Here is a 20965-nt window from a genome sequence, read left to right as displayed (position 1 = left end):
GTGCCCACACAGATTGTCTGATAAATTGTTAAAGAGCATCGCCGGCGTTAAAACTCATCGGCGCGGGCTGCGTATACTACGCTTTTCGCCCTGAGAGTCAAGCGTTTATTTCGCTTTCGTCTCACTGGCTGGGTGGTTCGTCTTGCGTTTAAGCAGTCGTTGTTCCCGGTCAGTGGAGGCGCATTATAGGGAGTTCTCTGAAGGCCGCAACCCCTAATTTCAAAAAACTTTTCAAGCGCGGCTTTTTTCGACAAAAGTGATAAAAAAGGGTGTTTTTCCGCCAGTTTTTCAGCAAAACAGCCACTAAAGCCGGCTGACAGTAGAGTAAAATAACAATAACGATGTAAGCCAAGGATCCGCAGCCATGCAATTTAATGCTCAACAACGGGCCGCCCAACGTAATCTTTCTTATCTGTTAGCAGAAAAACTCGGTCAACAGATACTCGCGGGCGAATTTGCTGCGGGCAGTATCCTGCCCGGAGAGATGGAATTGGCAGAAGCCTTCGGCGTCAGCCGTACCGCAGTGCGAGAAGCGGTGAAGATATTGGCGGCGAAAGGCATGTTGTTGCCGCGCCCGCGTATTGGCACCCGCGTTATGCCGCAAAGCCAGTGGAACTTCCTCGACCAGGAGCTGCTCACCTGGTGGATGACACGGGAAAACTTTGATCAGGTCATGCAACACTTCCTGATTATGCGCACCTCGCTGGAACCACAGGCCTGCGCGTTGGCGGCAACCCACGCCAGCAAACAGCAAAAAGCGCAGTTAGAAATGCTGATGGCGGAAATGCGCGCGCTGCATGATGAATTCGATCGCGAACGCTGGATTCAGGTCGATACGCAATTCCACCAGCTTATTTATAAAGCCAGCGGTAATCCGTTTCTTACCTCCTTCGCCAACCTGTTCAGTTCGGTTTACCAAAGTTACTTCCGCGCCATTACCGGTAATGAGGTGATTAAGCTGCCACACCATCAGGCGATTGTGGATGCCATTCTGGCCGCTGATGGCAGCGCCGCGCTGGCTGCATGCCAAGTACTGTTAAGCGAGAAAGATCCTTCTTCTATATAGATAGAGGAAAACAACGTGCCGACAATCAACCAGGAACCGTAATGACAAAATCCGCGCGCAGTATGGCTGGGCTACCGTGGATCGCCGCCATGGCGTTCTTTATGCAGGCGTTGGACGCCACCATTCTTAACACCGCCTTGCCGGCGATAGCCCATAGTCTGGCGCGCTCACCGCTGGCAATGCAGTCGGCGGTCATCAGCTATACGTTAACCGTCGCGATGCTGATCCCGGTCAGCGGCTGGCTGGCAGACCGCTATGGCACCCGACGGGTGTTTATTATCGCCGTCTCGCTATTTACCCTGGGGTCATTGCTGTGCGCCCTGTCACCCAGCCTGAGTTTCCTGGTCATTTCGCGCATCGTGCAGGGCATTGGCGGCGCAATGATGATGCCAGTGGCACGGTTGGCGTTGTTGCGCGCCTACCCACGCAGTGAGCTGCTGCCGGTGCTCAACTTTGTCACCATGCCGGGGTTGATAGGGCCAATCCTCGGGCCGTTGCTCGGCGGCTGGCTGGTGACCTACGCCACCTGGCATTGGATTTTCCTGATCAACATTCCCATTGGTTTGCTCGGCATTCTGTACGCACGAAAATACATGCCGGATTTCACCACGCCGAAACGGCCATTTGATTTCGTCGGATTTATGCTGTTTGGACTTAGTCTGGTATTGATATCCACCGGACTGGAACTGTTCGGCGAGCGGGTAATGGCCAGCTATGTTTCGCTTGGCGTGCTGCTGAGCGGATTTGTCGTGCTATGGGGTTATATTGCGCACGCCCGTCGCCACACTCAGCCACTGATTGGTCTGGATCTGTTCAAGACTCGGACTTTTTCGGTCGGCATTGCCGGCAACGTGGCATCACGGCTCGGAACCGGCTGCGTGCCCTTCTTGATGCCGCTGATGTTACAGGTCGGTTTTGGCTATTCGGCGATTATTGCCGGCTGCATGATGGCGCCAACTGCCGTCGGTTCGCTGATGGCAAAATCCACCGTAACCCAGGTATTGCGCTGGTTTGGCTATCGTAAAACCCTGGTCGGCATAACCCTGGTTATCGGCGTGCTGATTGCCCAGTTCGCCCTGCAAAGCCCGGGGATGCCGTTATGGCTGATGATTGTGCCGTTATTCGTGCTCGGCATGGCAATGTCGACCCAGTTCACCGCGATGAATACCATCAGCCTGGCAGACCTGAATGACAGCAATGCCAGCTCCGGCAATAGCGTACTGGCGGTCACTCAGCAGCTATCGATCAGTTTTGGCATTGCGGTGAGCGCGGCGGTACTGCGTTTTTATGATTCGCTGTCGATCGGTACCATGATCGACCACTTCCACTATACCTTTATTACCATGGGCATCGTCACCATGGTATCGGCCTTTGTGTTCATGCTGTTACGCAAAAAGGACGGACGCAATCTGATTACCGGCAAAGAGAAGCGCGAACAACCGGCAAAGACGGTTGGCTAACGGCGGCCGACCGAGGCTCGCTCCACCAGCTCAGGCGTCAGCACCAGCACCTGGGCGTCACGCTCCGGGTTTTGCAGGCGATTGATTAACGCGTCAATCGCCAGTTCGCCCAACGAATCTTTCGGTTGATGAATGGTGCTCAACGGCGGTGCTAAATATTTCGCCAACTCGATATCGTCGTAGCCCATTACCGCCATGTCCTGCGGTACGCGTAGCCCGGCCTGGAACAAGGCCTGATAAACGCCAACCGCCACCGCATCGTTACCGGCAAAAACCGCATGCGGCGGAGTCTCCAGCGCCAATAGCTGCTGCATGGCGCGCACCCCGCCTTCAAATTCAAAGTCACAGTGCACTTCATAACCCGGCAGGATCGCCAAACCGGCACGCTGCATGGCCCGGCGATAGCCCTCCAGACGATGGCGAGCGGTGGTTTTATCCTGCGGCCCGGCAATGCAGGCAATATGGCAATAGCCGCGCGCAATCAGGTGATCGGTAGCCATTTCGCCACCCAGCAGCGAGTTATCCTGAATAATGTCGTTGGCGCCTTCAAACGGCGCCCAATCCATCATGACGATCGGCAGCGAAGGGTAGCGGCTCAGCGCATCCTGCGAAGGGCGATGGTTTTCGGTGCACATCAACAACAACCCGTCGACGCGTTTTTGCAGCAGGGTTTCCATGCTGCGATTCATACGCGCCGCGTCCTCTTCGGTATTGCACAGAATCAGGCTGTAGCCGCGCTCATAACAGCTTCGCTCTACCCCGCGCACCACCTCGGCGTAAAACGGGTTATTGCTGGCGGTCACCAGCATGCCGATGGTACGCGTCTGGTTGATCTTTAGACTGCGAGCCAGCGCGGAAGGCGCATAGTTGAGCCGTTCGACGGCCGCCATCACTTTGCTGCGCACGCTATCGCTGACAAAACGATTATTATTGATAACGTGCGAAACCGTGGAGGTTGAAACACCCGCCAGGCGAGCGACATCTTTCATGGTGGCCAAGGCATTTACCCCTGCTGCTGCAAGAAGGCGTCGATCTCGGCACGCCAGGGTACCGAAGGCTGCGCGCCCGGACGCGTAACGGCAATAGCCGCCGCCGCATGAGCGAACCGCACCGCCTGGTTCAGGGTCTGTCCTTCCAGCAACGCCGTCAACAGCGCGCCGTTGAAGGTATCGCCAGCGGCGATGGTGTCGACCGCCTTGACTCGAAAGCCCGGCACCAGCTTGCCGTCACCGTTTTCACTCAGCCACACGCCTCGGCTGCCAAGGGTGATCAACACCGTTTCGATGCCTTTAGCATGCAGCACGCTGGCAGCACGCGCCGCATCAGCATCATTATTGACAGCAATTCCGGTCAAACGCTGTGCTTCGGTCTCGTTGGGGGTAATCATGTCGATCATCGCCAACAGTTCATCCGGCAATTCCCGTGCCGGCGCCGGGTTGAGGATCACCCGGGTAGCGTGCTGTTTTGCCAGCCGCGCCGCAGCGATAACGCTTTCCAGCGGCGACTCAAGCTGCATCAGCAACGCCGCCGCGTCGATCACCGACTGCCGGTAACGTTCAAGATATTGCGGCGTGAGTGCCGCATTGGCGCCAGCATCGATGCCAATCACGTTCTCACCGTCACCGTTAACGAATATCAGCGCCACGCCGGTAGTACTGCCATCGATGGCTTCAACAGGCTGAGTATCAATCTGGTCGCCGGCCAACTGTTGGCGAATGCGTTCACCAATATCATCTGCGCCCACGCAGGCAATAAAGGCGATATCCGCGCCGCTGCGGCCGGCAGCAACTGCCTGGTTGGCCCCCTTGCCGCCAAACGCCACTTTATACTGCTTCCCGATCACCGTTTCGCCCGGCCGGGGGAACTGGTCGACATTAAGGATATGGTCAGCATTGATGCTACCCAGAACCACCAGCTTTCCTGTTTCCATCGCATTGTTTCCTGCTTGCAGTGCGCGCCACCGACAACGCTCGTTCCGGCGGCACGCGATCACACTTATTGGGTGACCAGTTTCAGATCTACCGGGATAGTAGCCGGTACTTTCTCGCCTTTCAGTACTTTATCGGCGGTTTCGACGCCGATGACGCCGATCTGATCCGGACGCTGCGCCACGGTTGCCGCCAGTTTGCCACCTTCAACCGCTTTTACACCGTCGGCGGTGCCATCAAAGCCCACGACTACCACGTCGGTTTTACCGGCGGTCTGCAGTGCGCGTAGGGCACCCAGCGCCATTTCGTCATTCTGCGCGAACACCGCCTGAACCTGTGGATGTGCGGTCAGCAGGTTCTGCATTACGTTCAAGCCCTTGGTACGATCGAAATCGGCCGGCTGACTGGCCAACAGCGTGAATTTGTTCTGATCCAGCGACTGTTTGAAGCCTTCGCCTCGCTCACGCGCGGCAGAGGTGCCGGCAATCCCTTCCAGCTGAATCACCTTGGCGTCGGTCCCTACCTTCTTGGCGATAAAGTCACCGGCCATTTTGCCTCCCACGCGGTTATCCGAGGCAATGTGGCTGACCACCTCGCCTTTTGACGCCACGCGATCGAGCGTAATTACCGGGATTTTAGCCTGGTTGGCCATTTTGATGGCGTTGCCGACCGCATCGGAGTCGGTTGGGTTGATCAACAGCAGTTTCGGGTTCTGCACCATCAGATCCTGCACGTTGGCCAATTCCTTCGCCGGATTATTTTGTGAATCCAGCACCACCAGGTTGTAACCCAGCTTGTTGGCTTCCTGCTGCGCCCCCTCCTTCATTGAAACAAAGAACGGGTTGTTCAACGTCGATACCACCAGTGCAATGGTGTCTTTCGCCAGCGCATTCGCGCTCAGGGTGGCGCTCAGCGCAAAAGCTGAAGCCAGTACTGCCAGTTTTTTCATTTTCATGGTCGTGATTCCTGTAGGGGAGGTTACTTGTTACTTTTATTGTCTACCAGAACCGCCAGCAGTATGACTACCGCCTTCACGATCATTTGGTAGTAGGAAGAAACACCCAGCAAATTCAGTCCGTTATTCAAGAAACCAAGGATCAGCGCACCGATCAGCGTACCGACGATCCGTCCTTTACCGCCCGCCAGGCTGGTGCCACCCAGCACCACTGCGGCGATGGCGTCCAGTTCATAACCGGTACCGGCGGTCGGTTGCGCAGAGGAAAGGCGAGCAACTTCGATCACTCCGGCCAGCGCTGCCAACAGGCCGCACAACGAATAAACGATGATCTTGACGCGGTCGACGCTGATACCGGACAGACGGGTCGCCGCTTCGTTGCCACCCAGTGCGTAAATGTAGCGGCCCAGGCGGGTATGGTGCAGCATGTACCAGGCGGCAATAAACACGATGGCCATGATCCAGATCGGCGTCGGTACGCCCAGCGGACGGCCGATGCCGAACCAGCCGAAGGTATCCGCCACGTCGGTAAAACCGGTATTGATCGGGCTACCGTTGGTGTACACCATGGTCACCCCGCGCAGCAACAGCATCATGACCAGCGTGGCGATAAACGCCTGGACTTTGCCTTTGGCGACGATCACGCCAGTACAGGCGCCTACCGCAGCCCCCAGCGCCAACGCGGCGGCAACCGCCACCACGGCGTTGACTTCAAATCCGACGATCGACGCAGCAACCGCGCCGGTCAGAGCCAGCAATGACCCCACCGACAGATCGATGCCGGAGGTCAGAATAACCAGCGTCATGCCGACCGCCATAATGGCATTCACCGACGTCTGTTGCAGAATGTTGAACAGGTTGTTCACGGTGAAGAAGTTCGGACTCATGGTTGAAACCACGGCGATCAGCACCAGCAGCGCAATCAGCGACTTCTGTTCTAACAGCCATTCTTTACTGAACCAGCGCTTAGCTGCGATAGTCTGGGAACTCATATCTGATTACTCCTGCTTTACGCCGTATTGCTTGCCGACGGCCGCAGCCATCAACGCTTCCTGAGTAGCCTGCTCAATCGGGAATTCCCCGCTGAGGTGGCCTTCATGCATCACCAGTACGCGATCGCTCATCCCCAGCACTTCCGGCATTTCGGAAGACACCAAAATGATACTGAGCCCTTCCTGTTTAAACTGGTTGATCAACTGGTAGATTTCTTTCTTGGCTCCGACGTCGACGCCGCGCGTCGGTTCATCAAGGATCAATACCTTCGGCCGGGTCATCAGCCCACGGGCGATCGCCACTTTCTGTTGGTTGCCACCGGAAAGCAGGCCGATGGGCTGATCCATTGAAGGGGTTTTTACATTGAACAAACGAATGAAGTCCCCGACAGCCAGCCGTTCTTCCGCATGCTTAAGCCCACCGCCGGCGCGGCTGAAATAACGCAGGGCGGTCAGCGACATGTTTTCCTTCACCGACATGCCCAATACCAGTCCGTCACGCTTACGGTCTTCCGAAATGTAGACGATGCCGTTGGCCAGACCGTCCTGTGGGGAATGGGGGTTCACCTCGCGGCCGTCCAGGGTGACACTCCCGCTGCGGCGCGCGGCGGCGCCGTAAAGGATCTTCATCAGCTCGGTGCGCCCGGCGCCCATCAATCCGGATACGCCCAGGATTTCGCCCTGGTAGAGATCGAAACTGACGTCATGTACCCCGGAGCCGGAAAGATGGCTGACCTGCAAACGTTTTTTACCACGCGGCAAATTCAGGCGTGGGTACTGCTCTTCCAGTTTGCGGCCGACCATCATTTCGATCAGCGAGTCTTCGTGCAGTTCGCTGACCGGACGTTCGGCAATAAACTGTCCGTCGCGGAACACCGTGACGTCATCGCAGATTTCAAATATCTCTTTCAGGCGGTGCGAGATGTAAACAATGCCGCGCCCTTGCGCTTTCAGTTCGTTGATCACCTTAAATAAAGAGGCGGTTTCGGTGTCGGTCAGCGCATCGGTCGGCTCATCCATAATGATCACTTTCGACTCGAAGCTCAGCACCTTGGCAATTTCCACCATCTGCTGATCGCCGATCGACAGCTCGCCCACCAGCCGGTGGCTGCTGTAACGCAGGTTGAGCCGCGCCAACAGTTTGTCGGCTTCGGCGTACATGCGCGGCCAGTCGATACGGCCAAAGCGGTTGACGAACTCGCGGCCAAGAAAGATGTTTTCTGCAATCGTCAGCTGCGGGATCAGGTTCAATTCCTGATGGATAATGCCGATGCCGGCGTCCTGCGAGTCTTTTGGACCGTTAAATGCCACCTCTTTGCCGAGAAAATGCTGGCTGCCGGCGTCTTTACTGTAGATACCGGTCAGCACTTTCATCATGGTGGATTTGCCAGCGCCGTTTTCGCCCACCAGCGCCATCACCCTGCCGGGATACACGCTAAGCGCCGCGCCGGACAGCGCTTTCACCCCGGGGAAGGCTTTATCAATCCCTTTCAGTTGCAATAAAGGTTGCATAAATGCCTCAGAAAGTTACGCCGGCGCACAGGATCACATTCGCGTACGGCGAGCATTCGCCACTGCGGATCACCGCACGACTGTGTTCGGTTTGCGCCTTGAATTCAGCGTGGCTGATGTAACGCACGCTGACGGTGTTGCCCTGCGCCTGACCCAGCTGCGCCAGTTGCGCCAACAGCGCCTCATGGAGCGACGGGTTCTGCTTGACGATTTCCTCCGCCAGCAGAGCACTTTCGACCTGCATTTCCTGCGTTACCGTTGCCAACACCTGCAAAAACGTCGGTACGCCTTGCGTCAGCGCCAGATCGATGCGCGGTGTCGCAGCCGGAATCGGCAATCCGGCATCGCAAAGGGTTATCTGGTCGGTATGACCCAACCGCGCCACCAGCGCAGAAATGTCAGAATTGAGTAGCAGACCTTTTTTCATTTATCACTCCACGTCACTTCGTGAGCGAAACGTTTCGCTCGCCATAGAGTGTAAAAAATCGGCAGGGGAAGGCAACGGCGGAAAGCGGGAAATGTGATCACCATCGAAACGTTTCGATCACGTTAGGCAAACGGCACAAATAAAAAAGGCTCTGCACGATGGCAGAGCCTGATTGAACCCCGGCGAAATCAGATCTCGACCTGGGTACCCAGTTCGATCACCCGATTCGGCGGTATTTCGAACTGATCCGGTGCGCGCAGCGCATTGCGGCTCAGCGCGATGAACAATTTTCCGCGCAGGAACAGATACCACGGGCGCTTGGTGAGGATCAGCGACTCGTGCGACATAAAGAATGACGTTTCCATCATGCGGCACGGTAACCCTTCCAGCCCGCAGCGGTGGAAAACCTCCTCCACGTTCGGCGTTTCACGCCAGCCGTAGCTCGCCACCACACGCCAGAAGCTTGGCGACAGCTGTTCAATGGTCACCCGACGCACGTTGTGCACATAGGGCGCGTCTTCGGTGCGCAGCGTCAGCAGCACAACCCGTTCATGCAACACTTTGTTGTGCTTGAGGTTATGCAGCAGGGCAAACGGAATCACGTTAATCGCCCGCGACATAAATACGGCGGTGCCCGGAACGCGTACCGGTGGCGATTTCTCCAGCGATGCGATCAGCGCCTCCAGTGAGTTGCCATGTTCGTGCATTCGGCGCAGCAGGCGGAAACGCTCGCTCTTCCAGGTGGTCATTACGATAAACATCACCAGCCCGATGGTCAGCGGCAACCAACCGCCAGAGAACAGTTTCAACGCATTGGCGGAAAACATCGGCACGTCAATAAATAGCAGGATGGCTAAAATGCCGACGGCCAAAAAGCGGTTCCAGTGCCAGTTCTTGATCGCCACCGAGGTCACCAGAATGCTGGTCAGCACCATGGTGCCAGTGACGGCGATGCCGTAGGCCGCCGCCAGGTTGCTGGAATGCTCAAAACCGAGGATCACCAGCACGACCGCGATATACAGCATCCAGTTCACCACCGGAATGTAGATCTGGCCTGACTCCATTTCCGAAGTATGGATAATGCGCATCGGTGACAGATACCCCAAACGCACCGCCTGACGCGTCAGGGAAAACACGCCGGAAATCACCGCCTGCGAGGCGATAACCGTGGCCAGCGTCGCCAGTATCAGCAACGGAACCAGTGCCCAATCAGGCGCCAGCAGGAAGAATGGGTTTTTAATCGCTTCGGGATCCTTCAGCAACAGCGCGCCCTGGCCAAAATAGTTCAGCACCAGTGACGGCAATACCACGGTAAACCAGGCCAGGCGAATCGGGAACTTGCCGAAGTGGCCCATATCGGCGTACAGCGCTTCCACACCGGTGATCGCCAGCACCACCGCGCCCAGCGCGAAGAATGAGACTTTTTTGTATTCAAGGAAGAAATTCAGCGCCCAGCTTGGGTTCAGCGCTTGCAACACCTCTGGATTGGCGATGATGCTGCGTACGCCCAACACCGCCAGCGTCAGGAACCAGACCAGCATCACCGGCGCGAACAGCTTGCCGACGCTGCCAGTGCCGTGTTTCTGGATGACAAACAGCAGGGTCAGTACCAGTATCGATAGCGGGACAATAAAGGGATCCAGCGACGGCGCGGCGATTTCCAGCCCTTCAATGGCCGACATCACCGAGATAGCCGGGGTGATCACCACCTCGCCATAAAAGAAGCTGCCGCCGATCAGACCGAGGATCACCAGTACGGCGGTCGAACGCGCGGTGGTATTGCGCCCGGCCAACGACATCAGGGTCAAGATGCCGCCTTCGCCGGCGTTGTCTGCGCGCATTACATACGTCAGATACTTCAGTGAGACGATGATCACCAGCATCCAGAAAATCAGCGACAAAAAGCCAAAGACCACATCGGGTCGGACATCAAAACCATAATGGCCAGAGAAACACTCTCTGAGGGTATAAAGCGGGCTGGTGCCAATATCACCGTATACCACGCCGATGGCCGCCAGGGTTACTGCGGATAGGGACTGCTTGCGTTCTGTGCTCATATGCGTTTCTTTAACTAGAACAACCGTTAGCGATGCATCCGCATCAACCAGGGATACGGGCTCTAAGATCCGTTACGTCCACCAAAAGGCGCACAGTATGCACGAATTATCCTGCTTGCCTACCCTTTAATATGCCGCGAAAAAATCACAAAATGTGAGTAGGCAACCTTTTTGATAATAGAAAAATTTTACTAATCAACAAGCTATACCATTAAAAATAATGGTGGTTTATTATCGGCTTCTCGAACAATATTGGCTAACTCTCGGACAACGCGGCAAAATTATGGCGTCTTCATCATTATTGGCAGAACGAATTTCCCGTCTCAGCAGCGCGCTGGAGAGCGGCCTTTATGAGCGACAGGAGGCAATTCGGCTATGCCTGCTGGCGGCCTTGAGCGGCGAGAGCGTATTTTTGCTTGGTCCGCCGGGTATCGCGAAAAGCCTGATCGCCCGCCGCCTGAAGTTTGCCTTTCGCAGCGCCCGTTCGTTCGAATATTTAATGACGCGCTTCTCCACGCCGGAGGAAGTGTTCGGTCCACTGTCGATTCAAGCGCTGAAAGACGAAGGGCGCTATCAACGTCTGACCGCCGGTTACCTGCCGGAAGCGGAAATCGTGTTTCTCGATGAAATATGGAAGGCCGGGCCGGCGATCCTCAATACCTTGTTGACCGCCATCAACGAACGCCGCTTTCGCAACGGCAACAGCGAAGAGCCGATCCCGCTGCGCCTGCTGGTTACCGCATCGAATGAGCTGCCAGAGGCCGACAGCAGCCTGGAAGCGTTGTATGACCGCATGCTGATCCGTCTGTGGCTGGACAAAGTGCAAGACAAGCAGAATTTCCGCGCACTGTTGACCAGTCGACAAAACGACAGCGACAACCCGGTGCCCGACGCGCTGAGCGTCAGTGATGAAGAGTTTTACCAGTGGCAGGCGCAGATTGACAGCGTCGCGCTGCCGGAAGGCTGTTTTGATCTGATTTTCCAGCTGCGCCAGCGGCTGGACGCATTGGAACAGGCGCCCTACGTCTCCGACCGCCGCTGGAAAAAAGCGCTGCGCCTGTTGCAGGCCTGCGCCTTTTTCAGCGGTCGAGACGCCATTGCGCCAATCGATCTGATGCTGCTGAAAGACTGCCTGTGGCACGATATGACTTCGTTGAAGCTGATCCAGCAGCAAATCGACCAGTTGCTGACCGAACAGGCTTATCAACAACAGCCTTTGCTGATCCAGCTTCAGCAAATCCATACCCGCTGGATGCAGCACCAGCAACAGCAAAGCGATCGCCAGGCTATCAGTCTGGTGAAAAAGGGCGGCATGTTCAGCCGCAAACCGCAATATGCCTTGGCCACGCCGCTGAGCGGCACCACTTTGACGCTGCTGTTGCAAAAACCGCTGCAACTGCATGATATACAAGTCAACCACCTCAGCATCGACATTAGCGCGCTGGAAAGCTGGCTGCAAAAGGGCGGCGACGTGCGTGCCAAGCTGAACGGCATCGGCTTTGCCCAGCAAATCGATCTGCAGGTTGATGAACAATTGCACCTGGCAGTGCTCGACGTCAGCCGCCAGCCCTCACTGCTGGCATTGCCCGGCAAACAGACCAGCGCCACACCGCCGGAGCTGCTGGAGCAAATGGAAACGCTAACGCAACGGTTGGCCGAACAGCGCCGGTTGTTCAGTCAGCATCAGCCGTGCCTGTTTACCGCCGCGGCTGGGCTGGCGAAGATTGAGGCCAGTCTGTTGCAGGTTGCCGAGCAAATCAAACAGCAGCACCAGCAGATGCGCGGCCAATAACCATGCTCAGTCTGGAAACGCTCGATCTGTTGCTGGCGATCACCGAAGGCGAACTGATCGAAGAGATGATCGTCGCCATGCTGGCGGCACCGCAACTGTCGGTGTTTTTCAAAAAATTCCCGGCGATTCGTCGCGCGCTGGATCGCGATTTGCCACGCTGGAAGTTGCAGTTGAAAGAACGGATCCATGAAGCCATGGTCCCCCCGGCGCTGGCGCAGGAGTTCTATCGTTATCAACAGTGCCAACTGGAAAACAATAGCCAGTTTTACCATAACCTCAACGATACGCTGGATCTGCTACGCCAGCTGGTATCGCCGTTTTACGAACAGGCGCGCAAGCTGGTGGATACCGCCGATTTGCCTAACCATCCGCTCGACGACAGTTTTCAGACGCTGTTCCTGCAACGCTGGCGTATCAGTCTGACGCTGCAAGCCACCATGCTGCACCACCAGTTGCTGGAGCAGGAGCGCGAACAGTTGATGGCCGAACTGCAGGAGCGTCTGGCATTAAGCGGGGCGCTGGAGCCGGTGTTGGCGGAAAACGACACCGCCGCTGGACGCCTGTGGGACATGAGCAAAGGGCAATTGCAACGCGGTGATTATCAGCGGCTGGTGGAATACGGCAACTTCCTGCAAACGCAGCCGGAATTGAAAAAACTGGCACAGCAGCTGGGCCGCAGTTATGAAGCCAAAGCGGTGCCGCAGCAGGACGCGGTACCGGAACCGTTTCGCGTGCTGGTACAGGTACCGGCTACCCTGCCGGAAGAAGTGAACGGCGTGCACCAGAGCGACGATATCCTGCGCTTGCTGCCCGCCGAGCTGGCAACGCTGGGCATCGACGAGCTGGAGTTCGAGTTTTATCGCCGCCTGCTGGAAAAGCGCCTGCTGAGTTACCGCCTGCAGGGTGACGCCTGGCAGGAAAAGGTGGTGGTACGTCAGGTTACGCATCAGCAACAGGATCGGCAGCCGCGCGGGCCGTTTATCGTCTGCGTCGATACTTCCGGCTCGATGGGCGGTTTCAACGAACAGTGCGCCAAGGCGTTTTGCCTGGCCTTGCTGCGCATCGCGCTGGCGGACAATCGGCGCTGCTATATCATGCTGTTTGCCAACCAGATTGTGCATTATGAACTCACCGCTGCCAGCGGCATTGAACAAGCGGTGCGTTTCCTCGGACAACATTTTCGCGGCGGTACCGATTTGGCGGCCTGCCTGAGCGCAACGGCGGGGAAGATGGCAGAAAGCGGCTGGTTTGACGCCGACGCGGTGATCATTTCCGACTTTATTGCTCAACGGTTGCCTGAAGAGGTAATAAAGAAGGTGAAGCAACAACAACAAAGCCACCAGCAACGTTTCCATGCGGTGGCGATGTCAGCGTATGGCAAACCCGGCATTATGCGCATCTTCGATCATATCTGGCGCTTTGATACCGGATTAAAAAGCCGTTTGATGCGCCGCTGGCGACGCTGAGACTTACAGTATTCCTTCAACCGCGTCGCGCAGTTCCGGCGACCACACGCCACATTGCACCTGGCCGATATGCGACAGTTGCAGCAACAACATCACCAGACGTGACTGACCGATACCGCCACCAATGGTCTGCGGCATTTCACCGCGCAGCAGTGACTGATGCCATTCCAACGCCAGGCGTTCGCCGTCCCCGGTCTGCGCCAGCTGACGTTTAAGCGCTTCGGCATCGACGCGGATGCCCATTGAGGAAATCTCGAACGCGTCTTGCAGCACCGGGTTCCACACCACGATATCGCCGTTCAGCCCGGCCAGTCCATCCGCCGTCGGCGTGGTCCAGTCATCATAATCCGGCGCGCGAACATCGTGCGATTTGCCGTGCGATAATGCGCCGCCAATGCCGATCAGGAATACCGCGCCCAGTTCTTTGGCTATCGCGCGTTCGCGCCCTTTGGCATCCAGCTGTGGGAAACGCTGCAACAGGGTTTCGCTGTGCACAAAGTGGATCTGTTCCGGCAGGAACGGCGTCAGGCCATATTCACGACTTACCGCCGCTTCCGTTTCCTTTATTGCCGCATAAATGTGACGTACGGTGCCTTGCAGGTAATCCAGGTTACGTTGACCGTCGCCCATCACCCGTTCCCAATCCCACTGATCGACATACACCGAGTGGATGGCGCTCAGGCGATCTTCATCCGGTCGTAGCGCTTTCATATGGGTATATACGCCTTCGCCGGCGCTAAAATCATGACTGCCAAGGGTTTTTCGTTTCCATTTGGCCAGTGAGTGCACCACTTCAAAGCTGGCGTCCGGCAACGCCTTGACCTTGACCTGCACCGCTTTTTCACTGCCGGAAAGGTTGTCCTGCGTGCCATCACCCAGACGGCTAAGGATCGGTGCCTGTACTTCGATCAGACCCAGCTGCTGTTCAAGCTGGCGTGAGAAGAAGGATTTGACGAAGCTGATTTGCTGTTGTTTTTGGATAAACTGTTTTTTCATTGCCGTTACTCTCGAAATCTGTCTCTGTTGCTAACGATTAAGCAACACATACGGCACCATATTCAATAACCAGCAAACAATATTGCCTTTTCACTTTTAATCGCGCATTTTTAGGCGATGATAATTCCATAAACAATAATCAACGGGGGATTAAATGGCAGAAATTTATCAGATCGATAATCTCGATCGCGGCATCCTCAACGCCTTGATGGCCAATGCGCGTACGCCGTATGCCGAACTGGCGAAAACCTTTGCCGTCAGCCCCGGCACCATCCACGTGCGGGTAGAGAAAATGAAGCAGGCGGGGATCATTACCGGCGCGCGGGTCGACGTGAACCCAAAACAGCTGGGTTATGACGTCTGCTGTTTTATCGGCATTATATTAAAGAGCGCCAAAGACTATCCGTCCGCATTGCAAAAACTCGAAAGCCTGGAGGAAGTGGTCGAGGCGTACTACACCACCGGCCACTACAGTGTGTTCATCAAAGTAATGTGTCGCTCAATTGACGCGCTGCAACAGGTACTTATCAACAAGATCCAGACGATTGATGAGATCCAGTCGACGGAGACGCTGATCTCGCTGCAAAACCCCATCATGCGTACCATCAAGCCGTAGCGCATAATTTACTATACCCATATTATCCACAGGTAGATCCCAGCCGTTTCACAGCGTACAATGCTGCCTCTTTGGCAAGGTTGGGATCATTCATTCATGGCAGACATTACGCTGATCAGTGGCAGTACGCTTGGTAGTGCTGAATATGTAGCTGAACATTTGGCTGAAAAACTGGAAGAAGCCGGTTTTTCAACCGACATGCTGCATGGGCCTGAGCTGGATGAATTAACGTTGTCCGGTCGTTGGCTGGTGGTGACCTCAACCCACGGCGCCGGGGAGTTGCCGGATAACCTGCAACCGCTGTTGGAACAGATCGGCGAACGTCAGCCCGATCTGTCCCGCGTGCAATTTGGTGCCGTCGGTTTGGGTAGCTCCGAATACGACACCTTCTGCGGTGCGATCGTCCAGATCGACGATCTTTTACAGGCCCGCGGTGCCAAAAGGATCGGTGATCGTCTCGAGATCGACGTCACCAAACATGAAATTCCCGAGGATCCGGCAGAAGAATGGGTCAAGAATTGGATTAATTTACTCTAATTCGTACAAAGATCGCGCTAACGATTGTGTATAACTATGCTTAAAAGCAGGGTAAAACCGGTAGTTATCCAACTAACAACCGCAGTACGCTTTTCATGCTGTGCATAAGTCGCCATTTAGATCCCAGCTTATCAGCCGCAGGATCACCGATCATTCACAGCTAACGATCCTCCTTAATGCGCTGATCTTCATGGTGAATAATCGGTTATCCACAGAGGATCGCGATCCTAATAAGAGATCTAATAAAGAGATCTTTAAATAAAAAAGATCTTCTTTTAATTACCGACGATCCGCACCACTTGGTCGATCGTCTAAACTTGAGTAGAATCCCCACCCCGGGCAAATAACGGTCGTTGGCAATACGGCGAGGTGCAGTTCCATGTTTTATCCAGATCAATTTGACGTCATCATCATCGGTGGTGGCCATGCAGGTACCGAAGCCGCCATGGCTGCGGCACGCATGGGACGTCAGACGTTATTACTGACGCACAATATCGATACGCTGGGGCAAATGTCTTGCAACCCGGCGATTGGCGGTATTGGCAAGGGGCATCTGGTAAAGGAAATTGATGCACTTGGCGGCCTGATGGCAACGGCGATCGACCATGCCGGTATTCAGTTTAGGATACTAAACGCCAGCAAAGGGCCAGCGGTTCGCGCTACTCGGGCACAGGCCGATCGCGTGTTATATCGCCAGGCGGTTCGCAGCGCACTGGAAAACCAGCCGAATCTGACTCTCTTCCAACAACCGGTTGAGGATCTGATTGTCGAAAACGATCGGGTGGTCGGCGCCGTTACTCAAATGGGCCTCAAGTTCCGTGCCAAGGCGGTGGTGCTTACCGTGGGGACCTTCCTGGACGGAAAGATCCACATCGGGCTGGAAAATTACAGCGGTGGACGAGCCGGCGATCCGCCATCCATTTCGCTGTCACAGCGTCTGCGTGAACTGCCGCTACGGGTCAATCGCCTGAAGACCGGTACGCCACCGCGTATTGACGCCCGCACCATTGATTTCAGCGTATTGGCTGAACAGCACGGCGATACGCCGATGCCGGTGTTCTCGTTCATGGGCAATGCCAGCCAGCATCCGCGGCAGGTACCGTGCTATATCACGCATACCAATGAAAAAACCCATGACGTGATCCGTAACAACCTCGATCGTAGCCCGATGTATGCCGGGATCATCGAAGGGATCGGCCCACGTTACTGCCCGTCGATCGAAGACAAGGTCATGCGCTTTGCCGATCGTAACGCGCACCAGATCTTCCTCGAGCCAGAAGGCTTGACCAGCAACGAAGTTTATCCAAACGGTATTTCCACCAGTCTGCCGTTCGATGTGCAGATGCAAATCGTCCGCTCGATGGAAGGCATGCAAAACGCGCGTATCGTGCGTCCCGGTTACGCCATTGAGTACGACTTCTTCGATCCGCGCGATCTGAAGCCAACGCTGGAAAGCAAATTCATTCAAGGTCTGTTCTTCGCCGGACAGATCAACGGCACCACCGGTTATGAAGAAGCCGCAGCCCAGGGCTTACTGGCCGGTTTGAACGCTGGCCGTTATGCCGTTGATGACGAAGGTTGGTCGCCACGCCGCGATCAGGCTTATCTCGGGGTGCTGGTGGACGATCTGAGCACTCTCGGCACCAAAGAGCCGTACCGCATGTTCACTTCACGTGCGGAATACCGCCTGATGCTGCGTGAAGACAACGCCGATCTGCGTCTGACGGAAAAAGGCCGCGAACTGGGCCTGGTGGACGACGTTCGCTGGGCGCGCTACAGCGAGAAGCTGGAACTGATCGAACGCGAACGTCAGCGTCTGCGTGACGTTTGGGTACATCCGCATTCTGACAACGTCGCGCAGGTGAACAGCCTGCTGAAGGCACCGCTGTCACGTGAAGCCAATGGCGAAGAGCTGCTGCGCCGACCGGAAATGGACTACGCCCAGCTGACCGCCGTTGACGCCTTCGCGCCGCCGTTGACCGATACCCAGGCCGCCGAGCAGGTGGAAATCCAGGTAAAATACGAAGGTTACATCGCTCGCCAGCAAGACGAGATCGACAAGCAGCAGCGCAATGAAAATACCGTATTGCCGCTGGATCTGGATTATCGTCAGGTTTCCGGTTTGTCGAACGAAGTGATCGCCAAGCTGAATGACCACAAGCCAAACTCGATCGGCCAGGCTTCACGCATCTCAGGCATTACGCCGGCGGCGATATCCATTCTTTTGGTGTGGTTGAAAAAACAGGGTTTGTTGCGCCGCAGCGCATAAATCGACGTTTTCAGCGGTCGTTTGCCTAACGGATGTACAAACGGCCGCTGACATCACTTGCAGCCTGAACTATCATAGTCGCCTCGTTTGGTCAGCCCGGTTTGCTGACTGCATCGCGCCCCGTCAGAGGATTCCGTTGTGGACAAAAAGTTAGACTCGCTGCTCGCGGCGGCCGGAATTTCGCTTCCCGATCGTCAAAAACAGCAGCTGCTCGGGTATGTCGGCATGCTGGACAAGTGGAACAAAGCCTACAACCTGACGTCGGTGCGCGATCCGCAACAAATGCTGATTCGCCATATTCTCGACAGCATCGTGGTTAATCCGCATCTTGCAGGTATGCGTTTTATTGACGTTGGCACCGGCCCAGGATTGCCCGGCATTCCGTTGGCCATCGTTCGTCCTGATGCGCACTTCACCCTGCTCGATAGCCTGGGCAAGCGCGTACGCTTCCTGCGTCAGGTTCAGCATGAACTAGGGTTGAACAATATCGAACCGGTACAAAGCCGCGTAGAGGCCTTTGTGGCCGAGCCACCGTTTGACGGTGTCATCAGCCGTGCGTTTGCTTCATTGCAGGATATGCTGGCCTGGTGTCACCATTTGCCTGCGAAAGGGCAGGGGCGTTTTTATGCGTTGAAAGGCGTTCGTCCTGATGAGGAGCTGGCTCAGTTGCCCGCAGGCATCGAGCTTGAAACTGTCGTTCGATTACAGGTGCCGGAGCTGGAAGGGGAACGTCATTTGGTGGTACTTAAGGCCAACTAAGTTTGTTTTTGATCAAAGCGACGTCTGATTGTTTGAGGATTACTCGAATAACTTAGCATGCTAATTAATTGCCTGCTTTTTTTAGTTAATTTACTTTTTATTAACACAAAAGCCGCAGCTAATTCGCGACAATAGCGTAATTGCAGTAGGAAATAGTTTCGTTAGCAACCATGCGTACAGGTTTTGTATTTGTCGGTCATGTTACGTGATGGTTGCAATATCCCCTCGGATAATGTCAATAAAATGTTTTTGTCGAGTGGAAAGGGTGTTTTCGAACGGTTAACATGTAATGGTTTGATTTATAATATTTTTATTTCGCCCGATTAGCTAAAGACCGTGGTGTTGCCAATGGTCTATAAAATAGCACTGGTCATTATTGTGATCGGGGGCACGTTTCGTAGCGCAAAGCTGGAATAATCAGACAATTAAATCGATGAGATTATTCCGACCGTTTTCTTGTGAAAATAGCCCTAAATGGGGAAAATTAAATAATTGTTCACCTTTTCGCTACTTATCGATTGAATTCGTTGGTGTGCCCCGTATAATTTGCTCGTTTTTTGCTGCTTGACTCAAAACGGCAAAGGCAGTTTTATACGTCACTCAGCATACCCCTTCCGGGGTACGGAGAGAACAAACGTCATGTCTGTGTCCCTTTACAGCGGGAAAGTTGCACGCAAACTGCTTTTTGTGCAGTTGATGACTTTTGTTCTGATCAGCGCTGCTTTCGGCCTTAAAAATCTGGAATGGAGCGGTTCGGCATTGGCGGGCGGTCTTGCTGCCTGGTTGCCAAATGCCATGTTTATGCTGTTTGCCTTGCGCCATCAGGCGCAAACGCCGGCGCCCGGTCGGGTCGCCTGGTCGTTCGCCATCGGCGAGGGGCTAAAGGTCATGATCACCATCGTTTTGTTGATCGTGGCGCTGGGGGTGTTCAAAGCGGCGTTTGTTCCGCTTGGCCTGACCTATTTAGCGGTGTTGGTGGTGCAGATAGTGGCACCCGCCGTGTTGAACAGTTACCGAAATTAACTCAATAAAGGTAGAGGCATCATGTCTGCAGAGGGATACAACAGTCCACAGGAGTATATCGGTCACCACCTGACGCAGCTTCAGGTCGGGACTGGGTTTTGGTCGATTAACCTCGACTCGATGTTTTTCTCCGTTGTCCTCGGGGTACTGTTCCTGGTGGTTTTCCGTCGGGTTGCCAAAAACGCCACCAGCGGCGTGCCGGGCAAACTGCAAACCGCAGTGGAACTGATCGTCGGGTTTGTCGATAGCAGCGTCAAGGATATGTATCACGGCAAGAGCAAGGTGATTGCTCCGCTGGCGCTGACCGTGTTCGTCTGGGTGTTCCTAATGAACCTGATGGACCTGATCCCGGTAGACTTCCTGCCGTACATCGGTACTCACCTCGGTCTGCCTGCGCTGCGCGTGGTGCCAACCGCTGACGTGAACGTTACCCTGTCGATGGCGTTGGGCGTGTTTATTCTGATCTTGTTCTACAGCATCAAAATGAAAGGCGTTGGTGGGTTCGTCAAAGAGTTGACCATGCAGCCGTTCAACCACCCTGTATTCATTCCAATCAACCTGATTCTGGAAGGTGTCAGCCTGCTGTCCAAACCTGTTTCACTGGGTCTGCGACTGTTCGGCAACATGTATGCGGGTGAGTTGATCTTCATCCTGATTGCCGGCCTGTTGCCGTGGTGGTCACAGTGGGTCCTGAGCTTGCCTTGGGCTATCTTCCACATCCTGATCATTACGCTTCAAGCCTTTATTTTCATGGTTCTGACGATTGTCTATCTGTCGATGGCATCTGAAGAGCACTGATTTTCTTAAAACACTTGCACTTTTAAACTGAAACAAACTGGAGACTGTCATGGAAAACCTGAGTATGGATCTGCTGTACATGGCTGCCGCTGTGATGATGGGTTTAGCGGCAATCGGTGCTGCGATCGGTATCGGCATCCTGGGTGGTAAATTCTTGGAAGGCGCTGCACGTCAGCCTGACCTGATTCCTCTGCTGCGTACACAGTTCTTTATCGTTATGGGTCTGGTTGACGCCATCCCGATGATCGCTGTTGGTCTGGGTCTGTACGTGATGTTTGCTGTCGCGTAAGCAGAGAACCTCTCTGCGACTAA

The 20965-nt window shown here is 55.1% G+C and carries 19 protein-coding genes; 11 read left to right on the top strand and 8 right to left on the bottom strand.

All coding sequences use genetic code 11. The annotated features are described in order from the left end of the window. Positions 1-364: 364 nt before the first annotated feature. Both AC2AXP_RS14000 and mdtD read left to right on the top strand, forming a co-directional pair. Positions 365-1066 (top strand): FadR/GntR family transcriptional regulator, encoded by a 702-nt coding sequence (locus AC2AXP_RS14000; protein ID WP_004956846.1) that lies wholly within the window; start codon positions 365-367, stop codon positions 1064-1066. A gap of 41 nt (positions 1067-1107) precedes the next feature. Then, positions 1108-2526 carry a multidrug transporter subunit MdtD gene (gene mdtD, locus AC2AXP_RS13995; protein ID WP_198774070.1) on the top strand — a complete coding sequence of 473 codons (1419 nt, stop codon included), beginning with the start codon at positions 1108-1110 and terminating at the stop codon, positions 2524-2526. Here the strand turns inward: mdtD and rbsR are convergent. The 7 genes from rbsR to kup all read right to left on the bottom strand — a co-directional run bounded on the left by rbsR (position 2523) and on the right by kup (position 10397). After that, a complete protein-coding gene (gene rbsR / locus AC2AXP_RS13990; RefSeq protein ID WP_273868405.1) occupies positions 2523-3524 on the bottom strand; it encodes a ribose operon transcriptional repressor RbsR in 1002 nt (333 codons plus the stop codon). The genes mdtD and rbsR overlap by 4 nt on opposite strands. 5 nt (positions 3525-3529) lie before the next feature. Further along, a complete protein-coding gene (gene rbsK, locus AC2AXP_RS13985) occupies positions 3530-4456 on the bottom strand; it encodes a ribokinase (RefSeq protein ID WP_004956852.1) in 927 nt (308 codons plus the stop codon). Between the two features lie 65 nt (positions 4457-4521). Then, complete coding sequence (gene rbsB / locus AC2AXP_RS13980; protein WP_004956856.1) at positions 4522-5409, bottom strand: ribose ABC transporter substrate-binding protein RbsB; 888 nt, start codon at positions 5407-5409, stop codon at positions 4522-4524. Between the two features lie 23 nt (positions 5410-5432). After that, complete coding sequence (gene rbsC, locus AC2AXP_RS13975; protein ID WP_004956859.1) at positions 5433-6401, bottom strand: ribose ABC transporter permease; 969 nt, start codon at positions 6399-6401, stop codon at positions 5433-5435. Between the two features lie 6 nt (positions 6402-6407). Continuing rightward, positions 6408-7913: a ribose ABC transporter ATP-binding protein RbsA gene (rbsA, locus tag AC2AXP_RS13970; protein ID WP_004956862.1), complete on the bottom strand. Its 1506-nt coding sequence runs from the start codon at positions 7911-7913 to the stop codon at positions 6408-6410. A gap of 7 nt (positions 7914-7920) precedes the next feature. Continuing rightward, positions 7921-8340 carry a D-ribose pyranase gene (gene rbsD, locus AC2AXP_RS13965; protein ID WP_004956866.1) on the bottom strand — a complete coding sequence of 140 codons (420 nt, stop codon included), beginning with the start codon at positions 8338-8340 and terminating at the stop codon, positions 7921-7923. A 188-nt stretch (positions 8341-8528) separates the two neighbouring features. Next, positions 8529-10397 (bottom strand): low affinity potassium transporter Kup, encoded by a 1869-nt coding sequence (kup, locus tag AC2AXP_RS13960; RefSeq protein ID WP_004956870.1) that lies wholly within the window; start codon positions 10395-10397, stop codon positions 8529-8531. 283 nt (positions 10398-10680) lie between these two features. On the opposite strand from kup, the gene ravA reads away from it, so the two are divergent. Next, positions 10681-12189, top strand: coding sequence for an ATPase RavA (gene ravA, locus AC2AXP_RS13955; protein ID WP_198774075.1), 1509 nt, complete (start codon positions 10681-10683; stop codon positions 12187-12189). 2 nt (positions 12190-12191) lie between these two features. Next, positions 12192-13655 (top strand): ATPase RavA stimulator ViaA, encoded by a 1464-nt coding sequence (viaA, locus tag AC2AXP_RS13950; protein ID WP_198774076.1) that lies wholly within the window; start codon positions 12192-12194, stop codon positions 13653-13655. Between the two features lie 3 nt (positions 13656-13658). Here viaA and asnA read toward each other — a convergent pair whose 3' ends face one another. Next, positions 13659-14651: an aspartate--ammonia ligase gene (asnA, locus tag AC2AXP_RS13945; protein ID WP_004956881.1), complete on the bottom strand. Its 993-nt coding sequence runs from the start codon at positions 14649-14651 to the stop codon at positions 13659-13661. A 154-nt stretch (positions 14652-14805) separates the two neighbouring features. Here asnA and asnC point away from each other — a divergent pair, with 154 nt between their 5' ends. From asnC to atpE, 7 genes are all read left to right on the top strand, one after another. Next, positions 14806-15267 carry a transcriptional regulator AsnC gene (asnC, locus tag AC2AXP_RS13940; protein WP_004956886.1) on the top strand — a complete coding sequence of 154 codons (462 nt, stop codon included), beginning with the start codon at positions 14806-14808 and terminating at the stop codon, positions 15265-15267. 96 nt (positions 15268-15363) lie between these two features. Then, a complete protein-coding gene (gene mioC, locus AC2AXP_RS13935; RefSeq protein ID WP_039991458.1) occupies positions 15364-15804 on the top strand; it encodes an FMN-binding protein MioC in 441 nt (146 codons plus the stop codon). A 379-nt stretch (positions 15805-16183) separates the two neighbouring features. Further along, complete coding sequence (gene mnmG, locus AC2AXP_RS13930) at positions 16184-18073, top strand: tRNA uridine-5-carboxymethylaminomethyl(34) synthesis enzyme MnmG (RefSeq protein ID WP_198774077.1); 1890 nt, start codon at positions 16184-16186, stop codon at positions 18071-18073. A gap of 138 nt (positions 18074-18211) precedes the next feature. Then, on the top strand, positions 18212-18832 hold the full coding sequence (gene rsmG, locus AC2AXP_RS13925; protein WP_004956896.1) for a 16S rRNA (guanine(527)-N(7))-methyltransferase RsmG: 621 nt from the start codon (positions 18212-18214) through the stop codon (positions 18830-18832). Positions 18833-19471: 639 nt separating this feature from the next. After that, positions 19472-19855, top strand: coding sequence for a F0F1 ATP synthase subunit I (gene atpI, locus AC2AXP_RS13920; protein WP_004956904.1), 384 nt, complete (start codon positions 19472-19474; stop codon positions 19853-19855). A 21-nt stretch (positions 19856-19876) separates the two neighbouring features. Continuing rightward, positions 19877-20653 carry a F0F1 ATP synthase subunit A gene (gene atpB, locus AC2AXP_RS13915; protein WP_004956906.1) on the top strand — a complete coding sequence of 259 codons (777 nt, stop codon included), beginning with the start codon at positions 19877-19879 and terminating at the stop codon, positions 20651-20653. 49 nt (positions 20654-20702) lie between these two features. Further along, complete coding sequence (gene atpE / locus AC2AXP_RS13910) at positions 20703-20942, top strand: F0F1 ATP synthase subunit C (RefSeq protein WP_004093904.1); 240 nt, start codon at positions 20703-20705, stop codon at positions 20940-20942. Positions 20943-20965 lie beyond the last annotated feature (23 nt).

This window comes from Serratia sp. Sp408 (assembly GCF_057180665.1).
Note: the sequence above shows the minus strand (reverse complement) of the source record. Positions and strands in the feature narration are given on the sequence as shown.

Excerpts from the sequence above, each read along its gene's own strand:
- AC2AXP_RS14000 (WP_004956846.1), top strand. The coding sequence starts at position 365 with ATGCAATTTAATGCTCAACAACGGGCCGCCCAACGTAATCTTTCTTAT.
- mdtD (WP_198774070.1), top strand. The coding sequence starts at position 1,108 with ATGACAAAATCCGCGCGCAGTATGGCTGGGCTACCGTGGATCGCCGCC.
- rbsK (WP_004956852.1), bottom strand. The coding sequence starts at position 4,456 with ATGGAAACAGGAAAGCTGGTGGTTCTGGGTAGCATCAATGCTGACCAT.
- rbsB (WP_004956856.1), bottom strand. The coding sequence starts at position 5,409 with ATGAAAATGAAAAAACTGGCAGTACTGGCTTCAGCTTTTGCGCTGAGC.
- rbsC (WP_004956859.1), bottom strand. The coding sequence starts at position 6,401 with ATGAGTTCCCAGACTATCGCAGCTAAGCGCTGGTTCAGTAAAGAATGG.
- rbsA (WP_004956862.1), bottom strand. The coding sequence starts at position 7,913 with ATGCAACCTTTATTGCAACTGAAAGGGATTGATAAAGCCTTCCCCGGG.
- rbsD (WP_004956866.1), bottom strand. The coding sequence starts at position 8,340 with ATGAAAAAAGGTCTGCTACTCAATTCTGACATTTCTGCGCTGGTGGCG.
- kup (WP_004956870.1), bottom strand. The coding sequence starts at position 10,397 with ATGAGCACAGAACGCAAGCAGTCCCTATCCGCAGTAACCCTGGCGGCC.
- ravA (WP_198774075.1), top strand. The coding sequence starts at position 10,681 with ATGGCGTCTTCATCATTATTGGCAGAACGAATTTCCCGTCTCAGCAGC.
- viaA (WP_198774076.1), top strand. The coding sequence starts at position 12,192 with ATGCTCAGTCTGGAAACGCTCGATCTGTTGCTGGCGATCACCGAAGGC.
- asnA (WP_004956881.1), bottom strand. The coding sequence starts at position 14,651 with ATGAAAAAACAGTTTATCCAAAAACAACAGCAAATCAGCTTCGTCAAA.
- asnC (WP_004956886.1), top strand. The coding sequence starts at position 14,806 with ATGGCAGAAATTTATCAGATCGATAATCTCGATCGCGGCATCCTCAAC.
- mioC (WP_039991458.1), top strand. The coding sequence starts at position 15,364 with ATGGCAGACATTACGCTGATCAGTGGCAGTACGCTTGGTAGTGCTGAA.
- mnmG (WP_198774077.1), top strand. The coding sequence starts at position 16,184 with ATGTTTTATCCAGATCAATTTGACGTCATCATCATCGGTGGTGGCCAT.
- atpI (WP_004956904.1), top strand. The coding sequence starts at position 19,472 with ATGTCTGTGTCCCTTTACAGCGGGAAAGTTGCACGCAAACTGCTTTTT.
- atpB (WP_004956906.1), top strand. The coding sequence starts at position 19,877 with ATGTCTGCAGAGGGATACAACAGTCCACAGGAGTATATCGGTCACCAC.
- atpE (WP_004093904.1), top strand. The coding sequence starts at position 20,703 with ATGGAAAACCTGAGTATGGATCTGCTGTACATGGCTGCCGCTGTGATG.